Annotated in this window: 17 protein-coding genes and 2 pseudogenes; 7 read left to right on the top strand and 12 right to left on the bottom strand. The window is 69.3% G+C overall.

Features of this window, described 5'->3' with window-relative positions:
- Positions 1-80: 80 nt before the first annotated feature.
- From ACICHK_RS39340 to ACICHK_RS39330, 3 genes are read left to right on the top strand one after another with little or no spacing between them, the layout of a single operon-like run.
- Positions 81-326, top strand: coding sequence for a transposase (locus ACICHK_RS39340; RefSeq protein ID WP_406840742.1), 246 nt, complete (start codon positions 81-83; stop codon positions 324-326).
- Between the two features lie 3 nt (positions 327-329).
- A complete protein-coding gene (locus ACICHK_RS39335) occupies positions 330-920 on the top strand; it encodes an IS5 family transposase (protein WP_406841444.1) in 591 nt (196 codons plus the stop codon).
- A gap of 50 nt (positions 921-970) precedes the next feature.
- On the top strand, positions 971-1165 hold the full coding sequence (locus tag ACICHK_RS39330; protein ID WP_151472633.1) for a hypothetical protein: 195 nt from the start codon (positions 971-973) through the stop codon (positions 1163-1165).
- Positions 1166-1454: 289 nt separating this feature from the next.
- On the opposite strand, the gene ACICHK_RS39325 is transcribed toward ACICHK_RS39330, so the two are convergent.
- From ACICHK_RS39325 to ACICHK_RS39310, 4 genes and pseudogenes are all read right to left on the bottom strand, one after another.
- Complete coding sequence (locus ACICHK_RS39325) at positions 1455-1760, bottom strand: putative quinol monooxygenase (RefSeq protein ID WP_406840741.1); 306 nt, start codon at positions 1758-1760, stop codon at positions 1455-1457.
- 860 nt (positions 1761-2620) lie between these two features.
- On the bottom strand, positions 2621-3133 hold the full coding sequence (locus ACICHK_RS39320) for a hypothetical protein (protein WP_406840740.1): 513 nt from the start codon (positions 3131-3133) through the stop codon (positions 2621-2623).
- A complete protein-coding gene (locus ACICHK_RS39315; RefSeq protein ID WP_406840739.1) occupies positions 3130-4065 on the bottom strand; it encodes a class I SAM-dependent methyltransferase in 936 nt (311 codons plus the stop codon). Before ACICHK_RS39315 ends, ACICHK_RS39320 begins: the two co-directional genes overlap by 4 nt.
- Positions 4066-4199: 134 nt before the next feature.
- Positions 4200-5173: pseudogene (locus ACICHK_RS39310) on the bottom strand (IS5 family transposase).
- Positions 5174-5494: 321 nt separating this feature from the next.
- Between ACICHK_RS39310 and ACICHK_RS39305 the strand changes: the two are divergent.
- The 4 genes and pseudogenes from ACICHK_RS39305 (at position 5495) to ACICHK_RS39290 (ending at position 8241) form a co-directional block, all read left to right on the top strand.
- A complete protein-coding gene (locus ACICHK_RS39305) occupies positions 5495-5899 on the top strand; it encodes a hypothetical protein (protein WP_406840738.1) in 405 nt (134 codons plus the stop codon).
- Positions 5900-5910: 11 nt separating this feature from the next.
- Positions 5911-6950, top strand: a pseudogene (locus tag ACICHK_RS39300) (transposase); the annotation flags it as partial.
- 203 nt (positions 6951-7153) lie between these two features.
- A complete protein-coding gene (locus ACICHK_RS39295) occupies positions 7154-7483 on the top strand; it encodes a UBP-type zinc finger domain-containing protein (RefSeq protein ID WP_406840737.1) in 330 nt (109 codons plus the stop codon).
- A gap of 398 nt (positions 7484-7881) precedes the next feature.
- Positions 7882-8241 (top strand): hypothetical protein, encoded by a 360-nt coding sequence (locus ACICHK_RS39290; protein WP_406840736.1) that lies wholly within the window; start codon positions 7882-7884, stop codon positions 8239-8241.
- A 213-nt stretch (positions 8242-8454) separates the two neighbouring features.
- Here ACICHK_RS39290 and ACICHK_RS39285 read toward each other — a convergent pair whose 3' ends face one another.
- The 8 genes from ACICHK_RS39285 to ACICHK_RS39250 form a co-directional block, all read right to left on the bottom strand.
- Complete coding sequence (locus ACICHK_RS39285) at positions 8455-8793, bottom strand: MerR family transcriptional regulator (RefSeq protein WP_406840735.1); 339 nt, start codon at positions 8791-8793, stop codon at positions 8455-8457.
- A gap of 962 nt (positions 8794-9755) precedes the next feature.
- The gene (locus tag ACICHK_RS39280; protein ID WP_406840734.1) at positions 9756-10325 is read right to left on the bottom strand and encodes an FAD/NAD(P)-binding protein; all 570 of its coding nucleotides are present in this window, start codon (positions 10323-10325) and stop codon (positions 9756-9758) included.
- A 987-nt stretch (positions 10326-11312) separates the two neighbouring features.
- Entirely contained in the window at positions 11313-12509 is a 1197-nt protein-coding gene (gene ruvB, locus ACICHK_RS39275) for a Holliday junction branch migration DNA helicase RuvB (RefSeq protein ID WP_406840733.1), read from the bottom strand.
- A gap of 62 nt (positions 12510-12571) precedes the next feature.
- Complete coding sequence (gene recA / locus ACICHK_RS39270) at positions 12572-13741, bottom strand: recombinase RecA (protein ID WP_406840732.1); 1170 nt, start codon at positions 13739-13741, stop codon at positions 12572-12574.
- A gap of 61 nt (positions 13742-13802) precedes the next feature.
- Positions 13803-14306, bottom strand: coding sequence for a single-stranded DNA-binding protein (locus tag ACICHK_RS39265; protein WP_406840731.1), 504 nt, complete (start codon positions 14304-14306; stop codon positions 13803-13805).
- A gap of 214 nt (positions 14307-14520) precedes the next feature.
- Positions 14521-15312 carry a hypothetical protein gene (locus ACICHK_RS39260; RefSeq protein WP_406840730.1) on the bottom strand — a complete coding sequence of 264 codons (792 nt, stop codon included), beginning with the start codon at positions 15310-15312 and terminating at the stop codon, positions 14521-14523.
- The gene (locus ACICHK_RS39255) at positions 15309-15824 is read right to left on the bottom strand and encodes a hypothetical protein (RefSeq protein WP_406840729.1); all 516 of its coding nucleotides are present in this window, start codon (positions 15822-15824) and stop codon (positions 15309-15311) included. The genes ACICHK_RS39260 and ACICHK_RS39255 overlap by 4 nt, the downstream gene beginning before the upstream one ends.
- Complete coding sequence (locus tag ACICHK_RS39250) at positions 15821-16795, bottom strand: ATP-binding protein (protein WP_406840728.1); 975 nt, start codon at positions 16793-16795, stop codon at positions 15821-15823. Before ACICHK_RS39250 ends, ACICHK_RS39255 begins: the two co-directional genes overlap by 4 nt.
- Positions 16796-16851 lie beyond the last annotated feature (56 nt).

The raw sequence follows: 16851 nt of genomic DNA, 5'->3' as shown, positions 1-16851 counted from the left end.
TGACACAAGCCGCCCGTCTCTGGTGAAGGAGAACGGCAGGTAGTGGCAGTACCCGGCGATCAGCGCTGCCTCAGTGGGCGGTGCTGGAGCCGTTGTTGCCGAAGGGTGTCAGGGCGGGGCGGCCGCCCGTCCGGCCTCGACGGCAGCTGATCGACGGCATACGGTTTCGTGTCCGGACCGGGGTTCCGTGGCGGGACATCCCCGTCGAGTACGGGCCGTGGAATCGGGTCTACGGCCTGTTCCGCCGGTGGCAGCGGAACGGCACCTGGCACCGGATCCTCACCCGTCTCCAGTCCCTGACCGACGCGAAGGGCGCGATCGTGTGAGACCTGAACATCGACTCCACGGTCTGCCGCGCCCACCAGCACGCGGCCGGGGTTCGCAAGCAGGGCGACCTGCAGAAGGAACCACCGGGCGGTGTGTTCACCGAGTCTGGAGATCACGGGCCGGGACGTTCACGCGGCGGGTTCACCACCAAGCTCCACCTGACCGTCGAACAGGGCCAGAAGCCTATGACGATCGTAATCACGACAGGACAGCGCGGGGACTCGACCCAGTTCGAATCTGTGCTGGAGAAGGTTCGCGTGCCTCGCATCCGGCCGGGCCGGGCACGCCTCCGCCCCGACCGGATCCACGCAAACAAGGCGTACGCCTCTCACAAGAACCGCGCCTACCTGCGCCGTCGCGGGATCCGCTGCACCATCCCCGATAAGGCCGACCATGCCCGCAACCGCCGAAAGCTCGGCTCCCGCGGTGGCCGGCCGCCGCATTTCGACCCGGTCGACTACCACCAGCGCCACGCGGCCGAGTACGGCATCAACCGCCTCAAGAGACATCGCGCTGTCGCCACGCGCTACGACAAGCTCGCCGTCCAATACGAGGCGACCGTGCTGGTCGCGGTCCTTAACGAGTGGCTGTGACGGACGGCCTCCTGAAACCACGTCCCGGTGAACTCAGGACTCCCCGCCGCATGGAAGATCGAGCGCGTGCGCGCTTTTCCGGAGACCCAAGCGCCGCCCCGCTCTCCTTCGAAATGGCGCTCCGCGAGAAGAAGTCCTTCGGCGACGACTACGAGCTGGAGACGCCCGCACTCCTCGGCATGCAGCTGCTCCATGACCAGGTGCGGTTCTGCACCGAGGCCATGAAGTCAGCGGACGCCCACTGATTATCGAAGCCACGGTTCCGCTGATGCCCCCAGCGCCCTACTGCTGGGGGCATCAGCGTGCCGTAGCCCTGGACGAACACAGCCGGGGCGAAGTCGTGCCCCATATGCACGACTTCGGAGGGACCGCATCGCTTGTGGACGTACACGACGTGGATGAAGGACCCGCCCGTGCGAAGCACCAGATTCACCCTGCCCGTCAACGTCGCGCGGCAGGTACCGAGAGTGGTCAGAGAGTGCGAGCACCGGGGGCGGAGGCGGCCACGCCGGGCCGATCAGCCGCGTCCGGTCTTCAGGGAAGTTTGTGGGCGAGAACGTCGAGTCGCTCGATGGAAGGCGGCTGGGAGAACAGATCGCTCACTCGTTCCATCAAGGCCTTGCCCAGCCGGCCGTTGAGGTGGGTCTGACGCGCGGAGTCGGTGGGGAAGGCGTCGAAGATCGCGAAGGCGGTCGCGCTCAGGCGCACGGCGAACCAGGCGACGGTGTCGGACTCCTCCTGCACGAGGTCAAGGCCCTTGCGGAGAAAGTCGGCGACCTCTTCCTCCTTGCCGGGCTTGGCCTCGACGTATACGTACAGCCCGACCTTGACGTCTGCCATGAGGGGACTCCTTTCGGCGCTCGGCCGCCCGTGAGCGCCCGGGCACTGCCGTGACCTGTTGGCACAGAACGAGCCCATTATGTCTGGACTACTATGCCTTTGCGTATATTTGCCTCCCGCTGGCAGGTCGAATCACCCTCACCGCGCCGCAGCACCCGCAACGTGCGGGCCGGACGTACGGCTCAGGCGGCACCCACAGACGCACGGAGCTCCGGCAGCCGAAAAAGTCTTTGTCATCAACGTGGGGCTATGGCCCCACCACTGCCTCCACCGGTGCGACCACAAACCCGACCACAGCCCCAACCGGCGCACCGCTGGCTCTATGAGTCCTCGGCGGGATACTCGGCGAGGAGGCAGTGGAGTTTCTCCGCGACCTCAGACCGCCCCGAGCCCTCCACGTCTCGAACAGGACGCTCAGGCCGCGTCCCGCCGGTGAGCGGGCAGGTCTCTCCACTCCACCCAGTGCGGATCGTCCAGCACCATGTCCGCATCATGCACGCCAGCGGCTTCAAGGAAGACCGCCAGGTCCCGGTCGCTATACGCGGTCCCCAAAATCTCGTCACGGCCGCGCCGGTGCACACTCCCCCGCCGACCGCTGATCCACCGGGGATTACGGGACAGCCCTTAGCGCCGGGGCGTGAGGGTTGGTGCGTGCCGGACGGAAACTGCCCGAACTGAAACGACCCGGACGTCCCGATGAATCGCTCAACCGTGGTGCCGCCATCACTCGTGTCGTAACGTGGTCTGCACAAGGCGAGGCACCCGAACTGTGGCGAGTTCGATCTTCATAAGAAGGGGCAGCGCCGGCTCAGCCATCGCGGTGACGTTCGATGGCAACCGCGCGTCGCCACCCGGGTTTTCTACTGCACGTGGTGGTACCAGCGTCGGTGCACCGCGGGTTCGACGCACAGCACGGCGGCGCCTGCGATCGTGCCGACCAGAAGCGCCGGGGCTCCGCCACCGTTGATGAGCGCGCCGAGGCAGGCTGCGGCAATGGCGAGCGGGCGCAGCAGGGTCAGCGGGCCGAGGCCGATGACCACTGCGAGGGTGCTGGCCCGGAAGGGCAGGGCGAAGTACGCGGCGAGCGAGACCAGTACGACGGCGGTGTAGAGGGCGAGCGGGATCAAGTAGCCGAGGCCTCCGGCGGCCAGCGTGTCGAAGGTCTCGGCCCGGTCGGACGCGGTCAACAACAAGAAGGAGGCGGTCAGCGCGGGGGCGAGCAGCAGAACGGCTCCGACGGCCAGCCCGCGCAGGGCCGCTCGTGCCGTGGCCCGGTGCTTGCGGATACGGGCGTCACGGCCGGCGTAGGCGCGGAATCCGCTGAACGACGCGTCGATCAGGCCGAGTAGCGCGAGCAGTGTGGCGGGCGTCATCCGGTGGCCTCGGCCAGGTGCTCCGGGCCGACCAGTCGGCGCGCGGCCCGTCCCAGCGCCAGGCGTAGCGGCGCCTCCAGGTGCGGGCGCACTCCGATGACCGGCCGCAACGTGGTGCAGAACGGGTTCACCGAACCGCGCGGTTCGTACAGCAGTGGTCGGATGCCGGGTGCGGCGGCGGCGCGCAGCAGTGTCTCGTCGCTGTGTGCGCGCCGCGCGGAGACGACGCCGTCGTGGCGGCCGAGGGGGTGGCGCATCCGGGCGTGGTGGAACACCCAGGCGCCGATGGGGGCCAGGCGGGTTGCGGCGATGTCGTAGTGGCAGAAGGCATGCGCCGGTGTAGCGGCTTGAGCCTGGAAGAACTCGGCCAGGGCCGGGCCGCGGAAGTGGTGCAGCACACCGGTGGAGACGTAGACGGTCGCCGCCTCCGGCAGGTCGAAGGCGTTTCCGTGGACGAAGCGGCAGCCGAGCCCCTCCGCGCGGGCCAGTCGTTCCGCTTCGCCGACCAGTGCGGCGTCGAGGTCGACCCCGACCAGCTCGACGTCCGCGCCGAGGGCGTTGGTGGCCGCCAGCCAGCGGACCAGGTAGCCCAAGCCGCAGCCGACGTCGACCAGGCGGTACGGGCCGGACCGTGCGCCAGTCGACCGAATTGCGGTGAAGAGCGGGCCGAGCAGGTGGACCAGCCGTTCCCCGACACGCAGCTCCTCGCTCAGGCGCTGGAGCTCGGTGTGCACGCTGATGAGCAGGCGGTCCACGACGTGCGGGTCGAGTACGCCGTCCCGATCCGAGGGCAGCTCGGCGACGATCCGGACCGCCCGCTCGTCTCCGCTCTCACGGAGCTGCTGGATCACCTCGGCGCGTCGGACCGGGAGCCGGCGGCCGCTATGCGGTTCCACCGCCGTGATCAGGTCGGAAATCTCAAGCTGGTGCACGAGGCAGAACCCTACGGCCTCCCCTGCCAAGCCCGGCGGGCCGGCTGCCCCGCCCGTGGAGTGTCCACAACCTCACAGGGCAATACACCTAGGGCCAATGTTTGACCGGCACTAGGGCCTGTGTGATGTTGTGATCAGCCTGGGGTCTTCAGGAGGTCGTTGATCCAGATCATTGCGGCGCGGAGGTGGAGGCCGGCGAGGTAGCTCTCGGGCGACTTGTCGTATCGGGTGGCGATGCCTCGCCATGCCTTCAGTTTGTTGATCAGGCGCTCGACGGTGTTGCGCTCCTTGTAGAGATCGACGTCGTGACTGACGGGCCGGCCACCTCTGGCACCCTTCTTCTTCCGGTTGGCGGCCTGGTCCCTCTTCTCCGGAATGACCGCTTTGATGTTGCGTCTGCGCAGGTAGGCGCGGTTTCCGCGGGACGAGTAGGCCTTGTCCCCGGCGACCGCGCCAGGCCTGGTGCGGGGACGGCCGACGGGCAGCCGGATGCGCACCCTTTGCAGGACGGGGATGAACTGCGGGCTGTCGGCCGCCTGTCCCGCGGTCAGGACGAGCACGAGCGGGCGGCATCTGCGGTCCGAGGCGAGATGGATTTTGCTGGTCAGGCCGCCCCGGGACCTGCCGAGCAGGGCCTGTTTCAAACGGAGCCGGCGTCGGACGCGCCGCCGCTCGGCCTGTCCGTTCTGTTCCTGCGTCCCGCCCCCTTTTGCCGGGCTTGCTCCTGCTCCCGCGCGGCCTCCTCCAGCACCTCCATGAGGTTCTCACTCACCCGCATCCCTGCAGCGTCGTGGTGGGCACGGACCGTTGTGGAATCCACGCTGACCAGCGACAGGTCGGTCTGCTCGGCGCGGGCTGCCTCGGCGATCATGCCTTCCAGCAGAGCGGAGAAGACACCGGCGTTGCGCCAGACCCGAAAACGTCCGTAGACGGTGGCCCAGGGGCCGAACTCGGCGGGCATCTCCCGCCACTGGCCACTGGACCGGAACCGCCAGATCACTCCCTCGAACTGCTCTCGCAGCCGCTCGGGATAGGGGCCGTACTCACCGATCGGCAGGTACGGCTCGATGAACTTCCACTGATCGTCGGTGAGTTGCCTGCGAGTCACAACCCATGTCCTACCGGGTTCCACCGCCCGAAGAGGGCAGAACCCACCGACTGATCACAACATCACACAGGCGCTAGGTTGCTCCTACTGTGGACGACAAACAGCGATGACCATCTCGGCAGAAGTCGCGGCTGCGTGCTCGGTGTTCGCCCGCTTGGTCCCGCGCCTGCCTGACTCGCTGGAAGCTCACGAGGCCATGACGACTCGCCCCACGACAGCTCCTGTTCAAAGTCTCGGAGCCGACCTCTGACACATTGTCGACCGCAGGCCGACGGACTCCGGTGGCGAGCGGCCTCACCTGGGCGTATACGATCCCCGGCCATGAAGCGTTCGATGATCGCGCTGGTCGGCGCAGGAGCACTCACGCTCGCCTCGGGCGGCTATGCCGTCGGTGCAATGCGACACAACGGCGCGTCCGAGCGCTCAGCCACGTGCGAGCAGGCCCACCAGGACTTCGAAAAGCGGGCTGGCCAGTTCCGGAAGCACAAGCAACGGGAGTCCCGCGATGCCGACTACGCCGACTCCGTCTCCGCAAGTTGGACGATGGAGTCGACCAAGGTGAAGATCCTCAGCCTGATCGTGGTGCAGAATCCGACCTGCTTCGGTGCCGGGACGCGTGCGACAGCGGCGTATCTGCAGCAACACCGAACTGAGGGCGAGCAGGATGCTGCCGCGTGTGAACTTGCCGCCGTCCCCTCCGAGTACTGCACGATCGCGGTCGGCTGAAGTCGACATGCCCCTACTCCTTCGTCGCCGCGTTGGAGACGGGACGCACGTCCTGGACAGCTGTGCTGGACGCGATCCGGCTCGGGCCGGCCGACGACGCCACCGCGGTGACCGCCGCCCAGCTGCGCGAGGTGGTCACCCGACTCGTGCATGCAAGGCAGAGACGGCCGGGTGACGCGGACATCCTCGTCGTCATGGACACCGGCTACGACGTCACCCGCCTCGCCCACGTCCTGGCAGACCTGCCCGTGGAACTGGTCGGCCGACTCCGCTCGGACCGGGTCATGCTCCGGGATGCCGACCACACCGCTCCACCCCACGCGGCGGACAGCCCCACAGACACGGCGGCGTCCTCGCCTTCTCCACGCCGACCTCCTGGCACACCCCCGACCAGGCCACCACCTGCGATACCAGCCGCTGCGACACGTCCGAAGCCCTCGCCTGGGACCGGATGCACCTCCGATTGCAGGCCCGCGGTCCCTGGCTCGACCACTGCGGCGAACTCCTTTTGATCCACGGCACGTTGATCTGGCTGAAGGTCGAACACCTGCCCGGCGACCGCGATCCGAAGCCGGTGTGGCTGTGGTCCTCGCTCACCAGGATGACCGGCCAGGACGTCGACTTGCGCCGACAGGCGTTCCTCCGCAGGTTCGATCTTGAACATACCTTCCGGCTGTTCAAACAGACCCTGGGCTGGACCGCCCCAAGGTCCGCGATCCGCACACGGCAGATCTGTGGACCTGGCTGATCATCGCCGCCCACACCCAATTCCGCCTTGCCCGGCCCCTTCGCCGAGGACTTGCGCCGACCTCGAGAACGGCCCGCCGAGCCGCGTCGGCTCACCCTCGCCCGGGTTCGCCGGGGGTTCCGCCACCTCCGCGTGAAGACCGCCCGTCCCGCCGACGTGCCCCAACCCTCCAAGCCCGGACCTGGACGCCCACCTGGCTCGAAGAACTGCAGGCCAGCCCCACACCACGAGCCGGGAAAGACCGTGAAACGAATCGAAACCCTCACCGAACACGTCCGCCTGGAGCAGCAGCGAGGTCAATGATCAAGATCAGCGGCCGGCGTGGAATCGCAGATACAGCACCAGTCGCCGCCCTCACCGGTGCACCTCGATACCTTCCTCCTGCACGCAGTCGCTGGTTCAGCGGCTTCCGTCGCCGAGGTCCGCAGCTGTGCATCCGTCTGTCCTTGCATGAACGAAGTACTGGATATTCCGACCACGACCGCCAGCAGTCGAAAGGCGACACCATGACCGAGTGGGTGGTACGGCCGGACGGGGGCCGCCCGCAAGGCCACGGATGTCCCCATGCCGCCGACGCAGGCCCGACACCAGCGCCCCAAAGCCACCTGTGCGTGGAGTGCTCCGCCCAGGGGCGCGAGGAGACACGGCTGCGACTCTGCCTGACCTGCGGCCACGTAGGGTGCAGCGACAGCGCACCAGGCGCCCACGCCACAGCTCACTACGAATCGAGCGGTCACCCACTCGTACAGTCCGTGGAGCCGGGCAGCGAAGCATGGGCCTGGTGCTACGCGGATGAAGTGTTCCTGCAGCCGCGCGACCACCGCCTGCCGCACTGAACAGTGAAGAGTGGCTTGGCCGACCCTCAAACGGACACGAGTGATTCACTCCATCACCGACATCCGAGGAGCGCGGTAACGACGCCGCGCACAAGATCACGCACTGTCACCGTGCGAGGCCCTTCCGAAGCCGAGCTCCGTTCCATGCGACTTCTCCCGCCCACGTCTCGAAGCGTTTGGCACACAGGGGCCTCCGGCGCCTTCGTCGAGCGGCATTCTGAAACGATCAGTCAATCAGAACGATGGGAGCGTCGGCTTCGGCTGACCCAGGTTTCATCGCCTCGCACGCGCCACCGTGGTCGCCCGCCGGACCTTCCGGCGCCCATGCCGTAAACGCCCGCTCCGCCCATGGTCGCCACCACTCAAAAGCCGGACGGCCACTAAATATAATCTTTCCCATGTCTAAGCCTGACGAGCTGCTCGTTGACATCGCCGCCCTGGTGGAGTCCGGGCAGAGCAACCAGATGTCCCTGACCGTGGTCACCGGGGGTGCTGTCATCACCGGTCGGCTGGCTCCCGAAGCCGTGTGGAGGCAGAGGGTGTCGGAGGTACTGACGGATTCCGCCCGCTTGGGCGAGTTCTCCGCCGTCTTCGGTACCCCCGCAAAGAAGAACGGGCCGCCCACGCATCTGCACTTCCATGTCGCCCGGATCCTCCAGGGCACAGTGGGGATCCCGGAGACGGGCGGGATGTACCGCGTTGCGATCGAGGACGTCAGCGCCTGGACCATGGGCGACTTCAGCTACTCCGACCACTGAGGAACCACTGCGGCAAAATTCCGCTCGACGCGCGGTGTGGGCCCCACCGGCACGCGCCGGTCGGGGCCATCCTGCTGTCCGGGTACCGGCTCGTGCCTGTTTTCCTCGGTCAGACGGACACCGAAGCGCGGACTTGCCTGCTGGAACGTGAAAGGGCTCCGGTGAGTCATCGCCGGAGCTCTGCTGCCGAGGCCCGCTAAGAAAGATGACCTCTTAAACTGCGGTCGTCGGGTCCGCCATTCCGGTCTTGCGCCGGTATGCGGCGTTCAGTTGATGGGCTTCTTCGAGCTGGTCTTCGAGGATGATGATGCGGCAGGCGGCCTCGACCGGAGTGCCCCGGTCGACAAGTTCGCGGGCGCGGGCAGCGATGCGCAGCTGGTAGCGGGAGTAGCGGCGGTGGCCGCCCGCGGAGCGCAGCGGGGTGATCAGGCGGGCTTCACCGATCGCGCGGAGGAAGCCCTGGGTGGTGCCGAGCATCTCGGCGGCCCGGCCTATCGTGTAGGCGGGGTAGTCATCGTCGTCGAGTCGGCCGTATGAGTCCTCTGCTGTCATTGCACCTCTCTCGTGGAACGCGTTGAGGGGCCCTGGCACCATGTGTGCCAGGGCCCCGAAGGAACTGCTACACCATCTGCCGGCCCTGATACTGCACCGGCCTACTGTTTCCGCGGGTCCGACCGTGGTGCTGTCGGATGCGCGGGGATCGCGGTTGCTCGACCGGAGACCACCTCACTATCGATGTCCTGCGGTACCCGGGCTCAGTCACTTCGCCCGGGCGATCCTGATGGCGCCTCGCCCCTCCGTTCTTTCCCTCTTGACCAACAATTACCAAAGGGGGACTGCGTGATGCTGGCACTGCTCTACTGCGTGTTCCGTCGTGACCTGAGGAAGCGCCACTCTTCGGCAGCCAGCCCCGTCGCCCGTCCTGCATCTGCTCTGGCTTAGAACCCCGCTGCCGAACTTCCCGGTGCGCGCGCCCGCAGCCGACGCCTTCACCGAGGTACCACTGACACACCTTCGCTGCTGGATAGCGCGAACTGCACCTACAGGTACTGCAACTTCAACTGCGGTCCTGCTCGCGGCGGCCCCTGATCACTGCGGGCCGCCCGGTCCGGTCGTCAGCCCCGTCGCCGACCTGCGACAACCTTGGCTTCGGAACTTCACCACCGCACCGTCCTGCCAACTGCAACCACTGGTACTGCTGCCCGGCAGTTCGTGTCTGCCGGGCCCTTGCGATCTCGGCTACGAGAAAAATCGTAGCCAGGCGATCAAGGAATGTCTACTCCAGCCAACATAGATTTTCGTGTCCCCTGCGAGGAGCCATTCGATCCCGGACAGGGGCGATGAAGGACCGTCCGGAAGGATCGGCGGGCTTAGGCCCAGGGCACAAGCACGGTTCCCGTACCGGGCCGCGCCGCACAGGTGCGGGAGACCCTGAATGGACCCGATGAGCAGCTTCGCGACTGGAACCCGGCCGGAGTTGTGCCTGTCAGGCCCGAAGATCGTTCCAGGAGACGTCATGCGCAGGATCCGACGTCACCTTTGGTGAATTTCGTCAGCCGGTGGCTGATCTCTTCCGTTTCATAAACATTCGTCACGCGGTGACGGGTGATGCAATGGCCGTTCGGATCCTCACGCTTTGCCTGCAGCAGCCTGACGGCGCCGCCGCCATGCCCGCGTGCGGCATTTCGTGGAGCAGCACACGGAGTCGGTGCGCTTACAGAGTGAGACCGGCAGATCGCAGACGCGACAGCGGCCCTGCCTGTAGAGGGTCTCGCTCTGGGTAGCGGTACCGGAAGGCGAAGTCCGCCGCGGTGACGGTGGACTTCGCCGTGCCGGCAGAGCCGACGCCGGAAGCGACCCAGGTCGTCCGGGCAGCAGCTCATGCCACCGACGGGCACGTCGACCCGGTGCTCGGGAACCTCGGTGACGTACACGGTGCCCCAGCCCGCCTCTGGAGCGGGGTCGACGAGGATCAGATCGAGCGGGGTACGACGTCGGGCCGCCCCTTCGCACAGCTGGACGGAGATCACCCTCGCCGACGTCCTCCGCGCGATGGACGGACCACTCGTCGGCGTGCGGGGCATGAAGCTGACGGGGCTGGAGTACCGGGGTGCGGCGGCTCCCCTGCCGGATGGGGGCGTGCTGTGCGGACGAGTCTGCGCCAGGTCCTGGAGAGCACGACCCTTGCGAATCTGGCGACGGGCGCACTGCTCGAGCTCGTACGGGATCGGCCCGCGACTACGACGACGACGTGCGGACGTACCCGTAGCGTCCATGGCCGTTCGGCGCCCCACCTCTTACGCTCAAGGATGTGCCGCCCTCCACCGGGACTCCTGAGCACGCCGGATCCGCCGAAGGCCGACCGCGCCGGCTGCTCGTCCTGCGGCACGCCGAGAGCGGCTGGCCGGAGGACGTCGCCGGCCAGGACCTGGTGCTGCCGCTCGCGGCCAGGGGGGGTCGGGGACGCCCTGGACCGTGTACGGACCAAGTTCCCGACCGCTGCGATCGCCGTCCTGACCTGGTCCGGCATCTGGACGGCCCTTCGCCCCGGCGAGACGCTCCTGACGGGCCGGCGATTCCCCGCGGAGCCCGTGACTCGTCCCGAGCGGGGCGCATCGGCGCGCCGGGGCGGCATCGTCCAGCGACAGCCGACTCCTGCCCCGGCGTCCGGTCGCCCCTCACCTCAAGACCCGCCCCCGGGCGCGCTTCCTGGCGTCGCCCGGGGGCACCGGCCGGCAGTGGCAGCGCATCGGCCAGTAGGCACTTCCGCTTGTCGCGGGGCCCGGCCGGCCGGCCCCCACGCACCAACGCTGCTCGGCCCCGCTTGCATCGTCACCGGCCGTGGCCGCCACCGAGATCCGGACCGTACGCGGCCCAGCGCCCCGCAATCGACGCACTGGACCACCAGTCTTGCCGGCCCGGAAGGCTGCCTCGCTTGTACCGCCGGCAGACCAAGGACCTGCCGGTGTCGTACTCCCCGAAGAAGCTCGGCTTCTGCCGGAAGTACTCGGTGCAGCGGTAGGACGGCCGGTTCTTGGCGGTTCTCGTACGGGCAGCCATGGGTCTCACCGTCACGGGGGCCGGTGCCGGGGAGCGGCCGGGGAGGTGGTCGGTCCGGTGCGGCCTCCGGGTGGGTCGTCCTGTCCGGAATTGCCGTTCTGGTGTCCCGGGGGCGCGGCCCGGGACGGCCCGGGAGGCGGTACGAGCCCGAAGTGGGCCCAGGCGGCGGGCATCGCGACCCGCCCCCGGGGCGTCCGGGCCAGCAGCCCCTCCCGGACCAGGAACGGCTCGGCGACCTCCTCCACCGTCTCCCGCTCCTCCCCCACGGCGACCGCGAGGGTGGACAGACCGACCGGTCCGCCACCGAACAGCTTCAGCAGGGCGTGCAGCACGGCCCGGTCCAAGCGGTCCAGGCCACGACCGTCGACCTCGTAGACCCCCAGGGCCGCGGACGCGATCTGGCGGGTGACCGCTCCGTCCGCGGTGACCTCGGCGTAGTCCCGCACCCGGCGCAGCAGCCGGTTGGCGATGCGGGGCGTGCCGCGGGAGCGGCCGGCGATCTCGGCGGCGCCCGCGGGCTCGACCTCCACCTCCAGCAGCCGGGCGGAGCGGTTGATGACGCGCTCCAGTTCGGCCGGGTCGTAGAACTCCATGTGGGCGGTGAAGCCGAAGCGGTCGCGCAGCGGCGGGAGCAGCAGGCCGGCCCGGACGGTGGCGCCGACGAGGGTGAACGGCGGCAGCTCGAGGGACATGGCGGTCGCGTCGAGGCCGGTGCCGACGACGATGTCGACGCGGAAGTCCTCCATCGCCAGGTAGAGCATCTCCTCGGCGGGCCGGGACATCCGGTGGATCTCGTCGAGGAAGAGGACCTCACCCCCGGTGAGCGAGGTCAGGACCGCCGCCAGGTCCCCGGGGTGCTGGATGGCGGGGCCGGAGGTGATGCGCAGCGGGGCTCCCATCTCCGCGGCGATGATCATCGCCAGGGTGGTCTTGCCGAGCCCCGGGGCGCCGGAGAGCAGCACGTGGTCGGCGGTGACGCTCCGCTGCCGCGCGGCCCTGAGGACGAGGTCGAGCTGCTCGCGGACCCGTGCTTGGCCGATGAAGGCGTCCAGGTCCTTGGGGCGCAACGCCGCCTCGGTGACCCGGTCCTCGCCGTCGGCGGCGGCCGCGGCCGGCCGGTGGACAGGCTCCGCCGCAGTGGGCCGGCCGACGGCGGTCCTGCCCGGGGTCGGCGTCTCGTCCCGAGGCGTGGCGGCGCCGGGGAACATGGTGCCGCCACGGTTCTCCGGCGTTCGCCTCGCGCCGGAGTGAGGGAGCGGCCGGCTGGTCTTCACGGCCCGGCCTGGGTGCCGTCGAGGAGGACGCGGGGGGCCGGACCGCTCGGGGCCGACGCGGCCGGCCCGGTGGAGCGTCGGCCGGCCGCGGCCGAGTCGAACGGCACGGTGCCGGGTGCGGCCGCTCGGTTCGCCCTGTCCGCCCAGGGCTCCGCCGCCGGGGCCTCCGGCTTCGCCCCGATTCCCAGTTTCTCCCTGGTCTTCTTCTCGATCTCGTCGGTGAGGTCGGGGTGGTCCCCGAGGAAGGCGCGGGCGTTCTCCTTGCCCTGGCCGAGCCGGTCGCCCTCGTACGTGTACCAGGTGCCGGACTTGCGGACGAGGCCTTGCTGGACGCCCAGGTCGATCAGCTCGCCCTCGTGGCTGATGCCCCGGCCGTAGAGGATGTCGAACTCGGCCTGCCTGAACGGCGGGGCGACCTTGTTCTTGGCCACCTTGACGCGGGTGTGGTTGCCCACCGGCTCGGTGCCGTCCTTGAGGGTCTCGATCCGGCGGATGTCCAGGCGGACCGAGGCGTAGAACTTCAGGGCGCGGCCACCGGTCGTGGTCTCCGGCGAGCCGAAGACCACTCCGATCTTCTCGCGCAGCTGGTTGATGAAGATCATCGTGGTTCCGGAGTGGCTCAGCGCGCCGGAGATCTTCCGGAGCGCCTGGCTCATCAGCCGGGCCTGCAGGCCGACGTGCGGGTCGCCCATCTCGCCCTCGATCTCCGCGCGCGGCACCAGCGCGGCGACGGAGTCGATGACGATGAGGCCCAGGGCGCCGGAGTGGATGAGGGTGTCGGCGATCTGCAGGGCCTGTTCGCCGTTGTCCGGCTGGCAGACCAGCAGGGTGTCGGTGTCGACGCCGAGCCGCTTGGCGTACTCGAGGTCGAGGCCGTACTCGGCGTCGATGAACGCCGCGGTCCTGCCTGCCTTCTGCGCGTTGGCCATGGCGTGCAGGGCCAGGGTCGTCTTGCCGGAGGACTCCGGGCCGTAGATCTCCACCACGCGGCCGCGCGGCAGGCCGCCGACACCGAGGGCGAGATCCAGGGCGATCGAGCCGGTGGGGATGACCTCGACGGGGACCTCCGGCTCATCGCTCAGGCGCATCACCGAGCCCGCGCCGAACCTTTTTTCGATCTGGGCGAGGGCGAGTTCGAGCGCTTCCTCGCGGTCCTGTTCCTTCATGGGGTCCGCCTCGGATGGGTGCGGTGTGTGGTCGCGGCCGGCGCACGGGTGCACCGACCCGTCAGAAGGGCTCCGTCTCCTCGTGGAGGGCATGCTGTCCGCTCTCGGCGGGGACCGGCCGCTCGCCGCCGCCGGGCGAGGTGAACAGGTCCTCGGCGGGAGGACGGCGGCCGCCGCGGGAACCGGCGGGGACGGCGGTGTGCGGGGATTTGGTGATCGTCACGGCGGCGAACCGCAGCGACGGGCCGATCTCGTCGGCCTCCAGCTCGATGACGGTCCGCCTCTCGCCCTCCCGGGTCTCGTACGTCCGCTGGCGCAGCCGCCCCTGGACGATGACGCGGGTGCCGCGGGTCAGGGACTCGGCGGCGTGCTCCGCCTCCTGCCGCCAGACCGAGCAGCGCAGGAACAGCGTCTCGGCGTCCCGCCATTCGTTGCTCTGCCGGTCGAAGGCGCGGGGCGTGGAGGCGACGGTGAAGTGCGCGACCGTGTCGCCGGACGGGGTGAGGCGCAGCTCGGGGTCGTCGGTCAGGTTGCCGACGACGGTGATGACGGTTTCACCGACCATGGCGGTTTTCCTCTCGTGCGACGGGTGGTTCCTCACCCGTGCCGGTTCGAGTTCGACGGGCAGCCTCGTACCGGTGGTGATGGTGCCGGGAGGGGAGGCTGCGCCGCTCCGGGCAGGTGTGAGGGGTGAGCTGGGCGGCGCGGGTCTCCAGGGGAGTCGCGGTGGCGAGGGGTGGCGGGGCTCCGGTACGTGGCTTTTCCCCGAGTCGGGGCGGTCACCGGGTTCGCCCCGTTCCCCCTTCCTGTCTCGGCCCGGGCTCGGCGAGCCCGGCTGCGAGGAGCCGTGCCTGGTGGGCAGGGGACCTCCTCAGCGGGATTCCGAGCCGGGGGACGGTGCAGGGACGGCCTGCGGCGGCCCCGCACCAGGGACAGGGCACGCGGAGGGACCGGACACGCGCGTCGCGCTTCGAGCCGGTGAGGTGGGAGGGCGGACTGCCCGCGGCGGCGGGTGTGCGCCGAACTCGCTGTCCTGAGGCGATCGCGGTCACCAGCGCGAGGAGTTCCGCACGATAACGGCGCGGATCGTCGGGGTCGCTGTCCGGAAGTGGCAGCGGGTTGCGGGCGAGCCGCTCCTCCCGGATCGCGCGCACCTCGGCGCGGATGTCGGCGGCGGCGATGTCGGACCGCTGCCTGCCCAGCCGGATCACAGCCGCCTGTACATCGGCGACGTCCAGGTCGGCGAGCAGCAGGTGCCAGGCGTCCGTCGTGGTGTCTTCCAGGTGCATCGAGGGGCACATCGCCGCGACCAGTGCGACGAGCTGGGCCGTCTCGGCTGGCAGCATGCGCTCTTCCCTTCCGCGGGGGAACGTCCCGGCTGACGCCGGTGCGCCGCTTCCCGCCGCATCCGCCGGCTGCTGGTACACGTACAGGACGGCCCCGCAGGCGCACCGCAGCCGCTTGTCGTCCTCGAACGTCCAGCGGCCACAATCGAGGTGACCGGTTTGGGAGACCAGGAACCACACCGTGTCGAGCGTGTCCCGGTCGGGGTGGGCGACGACAGCGGTCATGGATCCTCGCCTCCCTCGAGGGGGAGCAGACGGCGCAGGTCGAGCGTGCCGATGTGCAAGGCGCGGGCGATCCGTTCCCGCCCGCCGGGCAGGGGGCGCAGGCTGAACGACCGCGGTTCGGAGGCCGACAGCACACACAGCCCCGGGATCGCCTCGCCGGTGTACGGGTCGGCGACCGGCTCGAGGCAGGTCAGCCGGGCGAGAAATTGCCGCTGCCAGCTGGGGCGCACCCGGACCAGCGTCTCCACCTCGCCGGGGTGGTTCTCGGCCACCCAGGCGGTGAAGGCCTCTTCGTCGGTGACCACGACCGTCGGTTTGGGGTCGACGAGGGTGAGGGTGGCGACCGGTGTGTCGTCCGGCAGGGCCACCCGGACCGACTTCAGGTTCAGCTCGGCACGGGCCGCGCGCAGCCCCTCGAGGACCTCGCGGCGCTCGGTCTGGTACTCGGCGTCGACGGCGTCGCGCAGCACCCGGAGCACGGCGACCCGGGTGGCGTGCTCCTTGAGGCTCATGCGGACTTGTCCTTCCGCTTGGCCCCGTTCTCCTGCTTGGTCCCGTTCGCCCGCCTGGTCCCGGCCCCGGACTCGACGTCCTCGGCGACCCTGTTCCTCGCCGCCACGGTGCCGTGGCGCACTATCAGCTGGCCGAGCGTGTGGGTCTCCCCGGTGTCGTCCAGGACGGCGGCGCCGAGCAGGTTGTGCCGCCGGGCTTTCTCGTACAGGTCGCGCAGTTCCTCGTGGCTGGCGCCCGGCGCGGTGGCCGCCGTGACGTAGTCGGAAACGGAGGGGACGGGCTTGCCGGCCTCCAGCCAGTCGAGGACGGCCTCGGCGAACTCCGGACCCGGCCTGTGGAGCACCGTCCCGGACAGCGGCTTCGCCCGGGACTTGGAGATCACCAGGGTGTTCTCGTGGTCGAGATCGCCAACGATGTCGAATTCGTACTCGATGCCCTCCCGCTGCTCGGGCTTGAGCCCGATCTTGCGTGGCACCTTGCGGCCGCGCTCGTCGGCCTCCACGACGTACTCGGTCTTGGTGCGCATGGTGACGATGAGGTGACCGGGGTAGGCGAGCAGGGCGTCGATCATCGCCCGCTCCTGGGGGCGGGCCTCCTTCCAGCCGGCGAAGTTGCCGCCCGCCCCGAGGCGCTTGGCCGCGTTGTCGACCTGCTCCAGCATCCCGCCGGTGCCGGACCAGAAGTGGCTCAGGGAATCGACGATCATGACGTCGTAGCCCTCGTGGGCGGCCACCGCGAGCGCGTCGACGAGGGTGGTGGGCTGGAACGTCGTGAGCGGGAGGGTGTCGAAGTCGAACTCGTCGGCGTACTTGGCGGCGCTGCCGTGCTCGGTGTCGATCAGGGCGACCCGCTCGCCGAGCCCGGCGGCGACGACCAGGGCAGTGTAGGTCTTGCCCGACCCGGTGGGACCGGCGAGCGCGATGCGGGCCTTGGCCTGTTCCTTGGTGGCGGTGGTGAAGGTGAGGTTCACGCCGTTCTCCTGGCGTCTGCGACGGCGGTTCCGGGTGGGCCTGGCCGGCAGGGGAC

Origin of the sequence: Streptomyces sp. AHU1 (genome assembly GCF_045343905.1) — a bacterium.
Taxonomy (GTDB): Bacteria; Actinomycetota; Actinomycetes; order Streptomycetales; family Streptomycetaceae; genus Streptomyces; species Streptomyces triticiradicis.
The sequence above is the reverse complement of the archived record's forward strand: the minus strand, read 5'-3'. Positions and strand labels throughout refer to the sequence as shown.

Bases quoted from the DNA above. Each gene is read 5' to 3' on its own strand.
- ACICHK_RS39330 (WP_151472633.1), top strand. From the start codon at position 971: ATGGAAGATCGAGCGCGTGCGCGCTTTTCCGGAGACCCAAGCGCCGCC.
- ACICHK_RS39325 (WP_406840741.1), bottom strand. From the start codon at position 1,760: ATGGCAGACGTCAAGGTCGGGCTGTACGTATACGTCGAGGCCAAGCCC.
- ACICHK_RS39320 (WP_406840740.1), bottom strand. From the start codon at position 3,133: ATGACGCCCGCCACACTGCTCGCGCTACTCGGCCTGATCGACGCGTCG.
- ACICHK_RS39305 (WP_406840738.1), top strand. From the start codon at position 5,495: ATGAAGCGTTCGATGATCGCGCTGGTCGGCGCAGGAGCACTCACGCTC.
- ACICHK_RS39295 (WP_406840737.1), top strand. From the start codon at position 7,154: ATGACCGAGTGGGTGGTACGGCCGGACGGGGGCCGCCCGCAAGGCCAC.
- ACICHK_RS39290 (WP_406840736.1), top strand. From the start codon at position 7,882: ATGTCTAAGCCTGACGAGCTGCTCGTTGACATCGCCGCCCTGGTGGAG.
- ACICHK_RS39285 (WP_406840735.1), bottom strand. From the start codon at position 8,793: ATGACAGCAGAGGACTCATACGGCCGACTCGACGACGATGACTACCCC.
- ACICHK_RS39280 (WP_406840734.1), bottom strand. From the start codon at position 10,325: ATGCCCCGCACGCCGACGAGTGGTCCGTCCATCGCGCGGAGGACGTCG.
- ruvB (WP_406840733.1), bottom strand. From the start codon at position 12,509: ATGTTCCCCGGCGCCGCCACGCCTCGGGACGAGACGCCGACCCCGGGC.
- recA (WP_406840732.1), bottom strand. From the start codon at position 13,741: ATGAAGGAACAGGACCGCGAGGAAGCGCTCGAACTCGCCCTCGCCCAG.
- ACICHK_RS39265 (WP_406840731.1), bottom strand. From the start codon at position 14,306: ATGGTCGGTGAAACCGTCATCACCGTCGTCGGCAACCTGACCGACGAC.
- ACICHK_RS39260 (WP_406840730.1), bottom strand. From the start codon at position 15,312: ATGACCGCTGTCGTCGCCCACCCCGACCGGGACACGCTCGACACGGTG.
- ACICHK_RS39255 (WP_406840729.1), bottom strand. From the start codon at position 15,824: ATGAGCCTCAAGGAGCACGCCACCCGGGTCGCCGTGCTCCGGGTGCTG.